Source organism: Phyllobacterium sp. 01N428 (assembly GCF_056399405.1).
On the sequence record NZ_JBFTRH010000007.1, the window covers coordinates 151624 to 160668 of the forward strand.

A 9045-nucleotide genomic window follows, 5' to 3' on the forward strand; every position below is an offset into this window, starting at 1 on the left:
AACTACACCGATCAAAGAAAAGAATGGCAGCTTATACCGCAACATCGATAAAAATAACCTACAAATGCAATGTATCGAATGATCTATTCAGTAATATTACTAAAATATACGCAAAATCGGACGGATATATTTCACAGAACAAAACGATGCGAGCAGCGAGACAAATCCCCCTGCTCGCATAATAAATTAGTAGGTGAGAACGATCTGGACCGTATCGGTATAAACGCCGACCGGGGTTTTGCTGCTAATATCGGTCTTCTTGACCACGCCATAGATCGTCACTTCCTGCGGCGTGTCGTTGGCCAGGTTGTTTATGGTGAGCGGACCGCCAGCACCGGCTCCGGCAAGACCCCAGGGGTCACCATAGTAACCATTCTTGTAGAGGAAATAAGGAATCTTGTTCGTGCCGCTCTGTACAAAGCGTTGGGTTCCCTCGGCGTGCAAACCGTTGCCAAGCCCGAGCGTCGGGGCGACTGCATTAGGGCCGGTCGCCGGTCTGTAGCCACTGCAGGATACGCTGACACGAGCCGAACGCTGAATGTCGTTTGTCGGCGTTCCGGCAACCTGGCCGAAGTCGAGCGTCGCGCCCTCAAGCAGATTTGCGGTACAACCGGATTGGATTTCAAGCCGCACATTGAGTTCCGAAGTCTGGCTGGCAGCAAGCGCCGAACCGATCGACGAAGTGGCTGCGACCACGAAGAGGGCAGCAGCGAGGCGTAGTGTTTTAGTGCTCATTGGTGGTGTCCTCAAATCAGATACATATGAAAAGTTGTGACCCCTATTTATTGGGGTATTTAAATTACCGTTGTCGTGAGTACGGCAATAGTTTTGTCACAATTTTATTTGAAGCGACGTCAATTTAGAAATTAACGACAAAACAGGTGAATATATTAGATCAGATGATCGGTCCATAGTTTTATTGCAAAATATTATGATACTTTAGTCTAATATAAACCACAAAAAATCGCGTTTTGTTTCGTTTGTACTCTTGCGATGATCTATTCGAACGTAAGCGAACGTTCATATGCCGGCTAAGCGAAGCTCGAATGACGTTATTCGTTGTCGAATACTGGTAGTCGCTAGCCGTGATGCTCAAAGCCGCCAATCCCTTGCTCGCGCGAGTTGATATTGGCGCTTTCGAAACACGAGTAGCTTACGAACTACATTCACACGCGCCATCACTCGCTTGCGTTTTAGAACCACTGGATGCAACTTAAACGTTTGATAACATGGGCCAACCAACAGTCCGCCAATTGGAAGATCGACGGCATGACGCAAACATCTCTCGCCACCCCCGACGCCCAGTGGCTCACGCCTGAAAATGTCGGCGCCATGCTGAAGGGACTCCCTCTGAAGGCCCAGGCTGCACTTCGCGCCGCGGTTCACCTGCCCCGAGGAACGCTGGCGATCACAACCCCCAATGGCCAATTGTTCAAGGTTGGCGGCCGGCAGGCGGGGCCAAATGCGTCGGTCATTCTTCACAATTGGAACCTCCCGGGCCGCGCCTTCTCGGGCGGTACGATTGGCCTTGCGGAGTCCTATATGGACGGCGATTGGGAGAGCCCCGATGTCGCGACCTTCCTCGAACTCTTCGTCGTCAATGAAGAGGTCGGCGAAAACCTTGCCGGCGGCTCGAACTTTGTCCTGAACACGCTCCAGCGGATGCGGCATTGGCTCAATGACAATACCCGCAGCCGTTCGCGCAAGAATATCTCGGCGCATTACGACCTCGGCAACGCCTTCTATCGCGAATGGCTCGATCCGACGATGACCTATTCGTCGGCCCTGTTTGCCGAAAACGCCACCGACCTCGAAAGCGCCCAGAACGCCAAGTATCGCGCCCTCGCCCGCAATATCGGCATTACCCCCGGCAGCAGGGTGCTGGAAATCGGCTGCGGCTGGGGCGGATTCGCCGAATTTGCCGCGCGTGAGATCGGCGCGCATGTGACCGGGCTCACGATCAGCCGCGAACAATACGACTATGCGCGCCAGCGCATCGAACGCGCAAAGCTATCCGGCAAGGTCGACATCAAATTCCAGGATTACCGCGACGAGACCGGCAAATACGACCATGTCGCGTCGATCGAGATGTTCGAGGCGGTGGGCGAAAAATATTGGCCGGTATTCTTCGGTAAGGTGAAGGACTGTTTGAAGCCGGGCGGCAGCGCCGGCCTGCAGATCATCACCATCAACGACAAATCGTTCGATCGCTACCGCAAGCGGCCGGATTTCATCCAGCGCTATGTTTTTCCGGGCGGCATGTTGCCGACGCCGGAAAGGCTGAAACGGCTCGGCAAGGATTTTGGTCTCGACCTTTACCGCGAGCATGTGTTCCCGCAGGACTATGCGCGAACGCTCGCCGAATGGCGTCAGCGCTTCTGGGACTCGTGGGACCATCTGCGTCACCTTGGTTTCGACGGCCGTTTCAAGAAGCTCTGGGAGTTTTACCTGTTCTATTGCGAGGCCGGCTTCCGCTCCGAATACATCGACGTGCGCCAGGTCTTCTACAAGTCATGACGCAGAGCGGCCTGGATAAGGCGTTCGAACGCATCTGGAACGTGGCGAATGGGCTTGGATTACCCGAACTCGTTGAGAGCACGACGCATGGAACACCTTCCCTGAAAGTAAAGACGTCGTTCATCGGTCGTCTCAAGGATGCCGACACCTTCGCTATCCACTGTCCGCTCGAGGAAAAGCCGCTCCTTATGGAGAGTGCCCCCGAAATCTACTTCGAAACCGACCACTACAAGGGCTGGCCATATATCCTGATGCGCCTCGGCCATGTTTCGGATGCGGAACTTGCCCATCGCATCAAACTGGCCTGGCATGCCAAGGCGCCTGCCAAGCTGCGTAAAGCTGTGGAAGCAAAGCCTTAGCGCTCGCCTGTCGTTTCGATCAGCGCCGTCTCGACCCCGAGCCCGGTCCGGTCCGCGACTTCGCGTAGCGCAAAGGACGAATTTATCTTCGTCACATGCGGCATCGCCGAAAGCCAGAATTTGTGGATTCGCTCGTAGTCCTCGAGATCTTTCGCGGCGATCCGCAGCAGATAGTCGTATTCGCCCGACATCAGATAGCAGACAAGAACATTGGGGCAGCGTTTCACCGCCGTCTCAAACTCCCGCAATTGCTTGTCTGCCTGCCCGGACAGCGAAATATTGACGATGACGATGACCGGATGCCCGAGCATCTTGTTGGAGAGCCGCGCGTGATAGCCCCGGATGACGCCGGATTTCTCCAGAATGTCGAGCCGGCGCGAGCAGGCCGATTGCGACAGGCCAACCTTCTCCGCCAGCGTCGCATTCGACATGCGTCCATCCTTCTGCAAGCTGTCGAGAATCGCGATATCGATCCTGTCCAATGTCATTCTTCGCGCTTTCCGCTTTTAATTGCCGATACTCCGCAAGAATATTCGAATTTTTGCCGTCCGTCGAGCCGTCTTGGCAAGGACATGCGACAGGATTCGTGGTGAAATATTCGCCTCAAAAGGGAACTCAAAAACACTTACAGGAGGCGTTATGCGCGTTGGCTGCCCGAAGGAAATCAAAAACCATGAATATCGCGTCGGTCTCACTCCGGGGGCCGTACGCGAATACATCGCTCATGGCCACACGGTCATCGTCCAGTCCGGAGCTGGCATTGGAATAGGCGCCGACGACGGGGCCTACCAGGCAGCAGGCGCGAAGATCGCCAAGACTGCCGAAGAAGTCTTTCAGCAATCCGACATGATCGTGAAAGTGAAAGAGCCGCAGCCCTCCGAATGGGCGCAGCTGCGCGAAGGTCAGCTTCTCTACACATATTTGCATCTCGCTCCCGATCCGGAACAGACCAAGGGTCTCCTGGCATCCGGTGTGACGGCGATTGCCTACGAGACGGTTACGGATGATCGCGGCGGCCTGCCGCTGCTCGCGCCAATGTCGGAGGTCGCCGGCCGTCTTGCGATACAGGCGGGTGCAACGGCCCTGCAGAAGGCCAATGGCGGCCGCGGCGTTCTTCTCGGCGGCGTGCCGGGGGTCCTTCCGGGCAAAGTCACGATCATCGGCGGCGGCGTCGTCGGCATCAACGCGGCCATGATGGCGACCGGTCTTGGCGCTGATGTCACGATCCTCGACCGCTCCATTCCGCGCCTGCGTCAGCTCGACGACCTTTTCCGCGGCCGTATCCACACGCGCTATTCGACGATCGAAGCCCTCGACGAAGAGGTCTTCTCGGCGGATATCGTCGTCGGCGCCGTGCTCATTCCGGGCGCCGCAGCGCCGAAGCTCGTCACCCGCGAAATGCTGTCAGGCATGAAGAAGGGTGCTGTCATTGTCGACGTCGCCATCGACCAGGGCGGCTGCTTCGAGACATCGCATGCGACCACCCATTCCGAACCGACCTACGAAGTCGACGGGATCATCCACTATTGCGTCGCCAACATGCCGGGCGCTGTGCCGGTCACTTCGGCCCATGCGCTGAACAATGCGACACTGCAATATGGCCTGCAGCTGGCCGACCGTGGCGTCAAGGCGCTGGTCGACAACCCGCATCTGCGCAATGGCCTCAACGTCCACAAGGGGCGGATCACCAACCAGGCCGTTGCCGAAGCGCTGGGCCTGGAGATGGTCGAAGCCAAGGCCGCCATTGCCGCCTGACGCATCGCTGCATCACTATCAAGGAGCCCGGACCTGTGTCCGGGCTTTTCATGGCAGTTCGATCCGGCACTGGAAGCAATTGTTGCCCGCAGAGCGCATGTGCACATAGGCGACATCGTCTCGCGCGAGTAATTCCGCCGCGCGGTTGGCAATTGCCTCGGTCCGGATTACCCCGCCCGTTCCATAGACGATACGGTCCTGGCAGGAATAGCCGCGCAAGATGTAGTCGCTCGTCTCGCGAAACATCGCCGGCATCTCCTCTGTTTCCGGGTAGCGCTCGCATCTGTCAGCATGGAGAAAGACCGGCCCTGTTTCCGCATAAGGTTGCGGCGCTGGAAACGGCCGATGCGACAGGACCAGATATTTGTCGCCAGCCGCAATGTTCTGCAGGCAATGGCGGCACGGCATGCCATCGCCGTCAGATAGGTGGGTTTCGGGTGTCTGGCCATTGGCATCGGCTCCGCCCTGCTGGTAGTGGCGAGCGAGCGTGGTGGCCATGGCAATATAGCGGATCGCGGTCATCGGTGTCTCCTTTGTTGCGAGCAAGAAGACACCGAACGAGGGAGCCGAGCCACCCGATTCATGCGGATGTTGGCCGGCTAGTTTGCGACCTCGATGTGAAAGGTGACGTAGCCGTAAACATCGCTGCCTGCGGCCTTGGCTGCAACGACGACCCGGTCACTTCCCACGAAACCGGGCGCCGGCTTATAGAACAGCCCGAGTTGCGGCACCTTGTGCGAATTGCACTTGGCAAGAAAGTGCCCGGCCGCATAGGTCGGATTGCCTGTGAAGCGTTGAATTCTGACCGTACCGTGCGCAGGTTCCGTGACTACTTTCAACGAGCCCGGGTTTCGACCTGAACAATCACCGTTTACTTTGTAAAATCCGGCAAGTCCGGTTTCCTGTCCGGTTTTCGCGGACACCTTGGCGCTTCCCGACCCTTCCTTGGTCGTCGAGAGTTCGGAAGGGACACAACCAGACAGCAAGGCCATGGCGATCATGGAATAAAGGGCACTGCGCATCGACAAGATAATTTTACCTCCCGGAACGAATCTATTTGCGTTCATAGGGGGTTATTGACGTTTTCTCTATTCGGTGCCCGTCGAATTCCACAGGATGGTTGATTAGAACGTGGCAAGCGCAGGGTTCTTCGTCCTGGGTCGGTTCATTGGCCATGTCCTCGGGCCAGAGCCCGAGGATCAGGGAGGGCACTGCGGGCTTAAACCCACGCCTCGATTTCGGCCTCGGCGAAGCTGACCGGATGAAATCCCATCCGCTGGTACATCTGCAAGGCACGTGGGCTGTCGAGCGTGTTGGTTTCGATGATGACCTTCTGCGGGTCGCTCATCCACGCCGTCGCGATCGCCTCGTTGAGAAAGAACCTGGCAAGACCGCGGCCCTGAAATTCCGGGATCAGGCCGAAATAGAGTATCTCCGTGACGCCTTCTTCGTCGCCGGTGACGAGCTCGAAGAAGCCGGCCGGAGAACCATCCGCATACAAAACGTGGATATCGACATTGTCGCGGTGAATGATCGCGGCGAGCGCCTTGTCATCGAGATGGCGGTGGACCGACCAATGATGCGGCTTGCCTACCTGCTCATAAAGAAACCGGTAGAAGGGTAATGAAATCCTCGTCGCCCGCATGATTGCCAGCTTGAAACTGACGGGCGTCGGAACGGATTGGGTGGGGCGATCGGTCAGTTCGAGATGCGTCACCCGGGTCTTCAGCATGCGGGGCTTGGGATTGTCGGCCATGGCTTACGCTTCGCCCGTTGCGACCGGAGTATCCTTGTGGGCGCCCCACTCCGACCACGAGCCATCATAAAGCAGATTGTCCTTATGGCCGAGCGATTCGAGCGCAAGGGTGATAACCGCTGCGGTGATCCCCGAGCCGCAACTCGTCACGATCGGACGGGACAAGTCGACGCCGGCCTCGTCAAGGACATGCCGCAACCCGCTGAGGTCCTTGAGGTAACCCTTATCGGCAAGGCTCGATGAGGGTACGCTGCGGGCGCCCGGCATGTGGCCGGAGCGCAGGCCTGGACGTGGTTCCGGATCGGTCCCGACGAAGCGGCCGGCGGAACGCGCATCGGCAATCTGACGCGAGCCGCTATCGACGATCTGTCGCATCTGCTCGAAACTTGCGACCTTGCCGGCATCGAACTTTTCCACGAATGCAGAGGGCGCGATCTTGGTCACCGCGTCAGTGACCGGGCGGCCCGAAGCCTTCCAATTGTCGAAGCCGCCATCGAGCACGAAGACTTTCTTCGCGCCCATGGTGCGGAACATCCACCACACCCGGGGCGACGTGTACATGCCGGGCCCATCATAGACGACGATCGTATCCTCGTTGGTAATGCCCATGCTGCTGACGGCAGCCGCAAAGGCTTCTGGCTTCGGGAAAGTATGCGGCAGGGCAGAATCGGGATCCGACAACTGCTCATGGTCGAAGAAGACAGCGCCTGGGATGTGGGCTGCCTCGTACTCGGCCTTGGCATCGCGGTTCTGGAAAGGAAAGTACCAGGACGCATCGAGGATGCTCAAGCCGGGCTGATCGAGGCGCTCCTCAAGCCAATCCGGCGAAACGACAAAGGCGCTTTTTTCCGACACGTTTACTCTCCCTCCGGCAAGGCGCCAAACCTGATGCGAAAACGCCGGTTCTCCTTGCCCTTCTTTTCGATTTTGCCGATATGGATTGCTCCGACCTCGCCGGTGGTCGCTACATGGGTTCCGCCGCAGGGCTGCGAATCGATCACCGCGTCCTTGCCGATGCACACCAGCCGGATACGTCCCGTGCCCATGGGCGGACGGACATTCTTCGACTTGATCAGGCCGGGATTTGCCGCCAGTTCCTCGTCGGTAATCCAGCGGGTGAATACCGGATGATTGGCGTTGACCAGTTCCATCAGCTTGGCCGTTACGCCCTCGCGCGTGACCCCCGCTTCCGGCAAATCGAAGTCGACGCGGCTGTCATCCTCGCTGACCGCTGCTCCTGTGATGGGAAACGGGCACACGACACTCAAGAGATGGCAGGCCGTATGCATGCGCATCAGCCTGTAGCGGCGGTCCCAATCGATGCGAAGCAAGAGCTTCTCGCCGATTGCCGGCACAGGCTGCTCTGCAGCCGGCACATGGATGATCTCTTCCTTGGTTTCGCCCGTCACGGTTGCGGCGATGGCGATGCTCGATCCGTCGGGCCGGATGAAGGCGCCGGTATCGCCGGGCTGGCCGCCCGAGGTGGCATAAAAGACCGTCCGATCCGTAAGAATGCCGCCGCGCTCGTTGACGCCGACAACCGTCGCCTCAATCTCCTTGAGGTAGGAATCGTCGCGAAACAGGATCGTGGTATCGTAAGCCATTATGAATTCTCGAACGGGACGGAAATGTCGGACTTGGTCTCCATCCACGCCGGTACCGGCAGGTCCTTGGATCGCAAGAATTCGGGATTGAACATCTTCGACTGATAGCGGTTGCCATAGTCGCACAGCACCGTGACGATGATATGCTCCGGGCCAAGATCGCGCGCCATGCGGATGGCGCCGGCAATGTTGATCCCCGACGAGCCGCCGAGGCAAAGCCCCTCTTCCTGCACGAGGTCGAACACCACGTCGAGAGCTTCCGCATCCGGAATCTGATAGGAAAAATCAGGCTTGAAGCCTTCGAGATTGGCCGTCACCCGCCCCTGCCCGATGCCTTCGGTGATCGAGTTGCCCTCGGCCTTGAACTCGCCGGTGGTATAATAGGAGAACAGTGCAGCGCCGAGCGGATCGGCGAGCCCTATCTTGATCGACGGGTCGCGCCCCTTCAGCCCTTCCGCCACCCCGGCAAGCGTGCCTCCGGAACCGACTGCGCAAATGAATGCGTCGACCTTGCCGTTGGTGTCGCGCCATATCTCTGGTGCGGTGGTTTCCACGTGCGCCTGACGGTTGATCACATTATCGAACTGGTTGGCCCAGACCGCACCGTTCGGCTCGGACTTCGCCATCTGCTCGGCTAACCGCCCGGAAACCTTCACGTAATTGTTCGGATTGCGGTAAGGGACTGCCGGCACTTCAACGAGCTCGGCGCCGAGGAGACGCAGGGCGTCCTTCTTTTCCTCGCTTTGCGTTTCGGGGATGACAATGACTGTGCGATAGCCGAGCGCCTTGGCCACCATGGTGAGCCCGATACCGGTATTACCGGCGGTCCCTTCGACGATCACGCCGCCCGGACGAAGCAGGCCGCGCCTTTCCGCGTCGCGAATAATGTAGAGTGCCGCGCGATCCTTCACCGATTGCCCCGGATTGAGAAATTCCGCCTTGCCGTAGATTTCGCAGCCAGTGAGATCGGAGGCTTTTTTGAGGCGGATGAGCGGCGTGTTGCCGATCGCGTCGATCACTGAATTCAGCATGGCACAAGTCCTTCAATCTGCAG

Annotated in this window: 11 protein-coding genes; 3 read left to right on the forward strand and 8 right to left on the reverse strand. The window is 58.1% G+C overall.

Features of this window, described 5'->3' with window-relative positions; all coding sequences use genetic code 11:
- Nucleotides 1-186: 186 nt before the first annotated feature.
- Entirely contained in the window at nucleotides 187-735 is a 549-nt protein-coding gene (locus AC1DNI_RS17695; RefSeq protein WP_477692784.1) for a Csu type fimbrial protein, read from the reverse strand.
- A 534-nt stretch (nucleotides 736-1269) separates the two neighbouring features.
- Here AC1DNI_RS17695 and AC1DNI_RS17700 point away from each other — a divergent pair.
- Together AC1DNI_RS17700 and AC1DNI_RS17705 are read left to right on the forward strand one after the other, a co-directional pair.
- Nucleotides 1270-2517, forward strand: a complete 1248-nt coding sequence (locus tag AC1DNI_RS17700) for a class I SAM-dependent methyltransferase (protein ID WP_477692785.1) — start codon at nucleotides 1270-1272, stop codon at nucleotides 2515-2517.
- Entirely contained in the window at nucleotides 2514-2876 is a 363-nt protein-coding gene (locus AC1DNI_RS17705; RefSeq protein ID WP_477692786.1) for an MmcQ/YjbR family DNA-binding protein, read from the forward strand. The genes AC1DNI_RS17700 and AC1DNI_RS17705 overlap by 4 nt, the downstream gene beginning before the upstream one ends.
- Here the strand turns inward: AC1DNI_RS17705 and AC1DNI_RS17710 are convergent.
- A complete protein-coding gene (locus AC1DNI_RS17710; RefSeq protein WP_153669225.1) occupies nucleotides 2873-3364 on the reverse strand; it encodes an Lrp/AsnC family transcriptional regulator in 492 nt (163 codons plus the stop codon). The genes AC1DNI_RS17705 and AC1DNI_RS17710 overlap by 4 nt on opposite strands.
- 151 nt (nucleotides 3365-3515) lie before the next feature.
- Between AC1DNI_RS17710 and ald the strand changes: the two genes are divergently transcribed.
- On the forward strand, nucleotides 3516-4631 hold the full coding sequence (gene ald, locus AC1DNI_RS17715) for an alanine dehydrogenase (protein ID WP_027231534.1): 1116 nt from the start codon (nucleotides 3516-3518) through the stop codon (nucleotides 4629-4631).
- A 48-nt stretch (nucleotides 4632-4679) separates the two neighbouring features.
- Here the strand turns inward: ald and AC1DNI_RS17720 are convergent, their stop codons facing one another.
- The 6 genes from AC1DNI_RS17720 to AC1DNI_RS17745 form a co-directional block, all read right to left on the reverse strand.
- Entirely contained in the window at nucleotides 4680-5153 is a 474-nt protein-coding gene (locus AC1DNI_RS17720) for a DUF1203 domain-containing protein (RefSeq protein WP_477692787.1), read from the reverse strand.
- A gap of 77 nt (nucleotides 5154-5230) precedes the next feature.
- Nucleotides 5231-5659, reverse strand: a complete 429-nt coding sequence (locus AC1DNI_RS17725; protein WP_477692788.1) for a hypothetical protein — start codon at nucleotides 5657-5659, stop codon at nucleotides 5231-5233.
- A gap of 191 nt (nucleotides 5660-5850) precedes the next feature.
- Nucleotides 5851-6387 carry a GNAT family N-acetyltransferase gene (locus tag AC1DNI_RS17730; RefSeq protein WP_477692789.1) on the reverse strand — a complete coding sequence of 179 codons (537 nt, stop codon included), beginning with the start codon at nucleotides 6385-6387 and terminating at the stop codon, nucleotides 5851-5853.
- Between the two features lie 3 nt (nucleotides 6388-6390).
- Nucleotides 6391-7242 (reverse strand): 3-mercaptopyruvate sulfurtransferase, encoded by an 852-nt coding sequence (gene sseA, locus AC1DNI_RS17735; protein WP_477692790.1) that lies wholly within the window; start codon nucleotides 7240-7242, stop codon nucleotides 6391-6393.
- Nucleotides 7243-7244: 2 nt separating this feature from the next.
- Entirely contained in the window at nucleotides 7245-7991 is a 747-nt protein-coding gene (locus AC1DNI_RS17740; protein WP_477692791.1) for an alanyl-tRNA editing protein, read from the reverse strand.
- On the reverse strand, nucleotides 7991-9022 hold the full coding sequence (locus AC1DNI_RS17745) for a cysteine synthase A (RefSeq protein WP_027231540.1): 1032 nt from the start codon (nucleotides 9020-9022) through the stop codon (nucleotides 7991-7993). The genes AC1DNI_RS17740 and AC1DNI_RS17745 overlap by 1 nt, the downstream gene beginning before the upstream one ends.
- Nucleotides 9023-9045 lie beyond the last annotated feature (23 nt).

Excerpts from the sequence above, each read along its gene's own strand:
- AC1DNI_RS17695 (WP_477692784.1), bottom strand. The coding sequence starts at position 735 with ATGAGCACTAAAACACTACGCCTCGCTGCTGCCCTCTTCGTGGTCGCA.
- AC1DNI_RS17700 (WP_477692785.1), top strand. The coding sequence starts at position 1,270 with ATGACGCAAACATCTCTCGCCACCCCCGACGCCCAGTGGCTCACGCCT.
- AC1DNI_RS17705 (WP_477692786.1), top strand. The coding sequence starts at position 2,514 with ATGACGCAGAGCGGCCTGGATAAGGCGTTCGAACGCATCTGGAACGTG.
- AC1DNI_RS17710 (WP_153669225.1), bottom strand. The coding sequence starts at position 3,364 with ATGACATTGGACAGGATCGATATCGCGATTCTCGACAGCTTGCAGAAG.
- ald (WP_027231534.1), top strand. The coding sequence starts at position 3,516 with ATGCGCGTTGGCTGCCCGAAGGAAATCAAAAACCATGAATATCGCGTC.
- AC1DNI_RS17720 (WP_477692787.1), bottom strand. The coding sequence starts at position 5,153 with ATGACCGCGATCCGCTATATTGCCATGGCCACCACGCTCGCTCGCCAC.
- AC1DNI_RS17730 (WP_477692789.1), bottom strand. The coding sequence starts at position 6,387 with ATGGCCGACAATCCCAAGCCCCGCATGCTGAAGACCCGGGTGACGCAT.
- AC1DNI_RS17740 (WP_477692791.1), bottom strand. The coding sequence starts at position 7,991 with ATGGCTTACGATACCACGATCCTGTTTCGCGACGATTCCTACCTCAAG.
- AC1DNI_RS17745 (WP_027231540.1), bottom strand. The coding sequence starts at position 9,022 with ATGCTGAATTCAGTGATCGACGCGATCGGCAACACGCCGCTCATCCGC.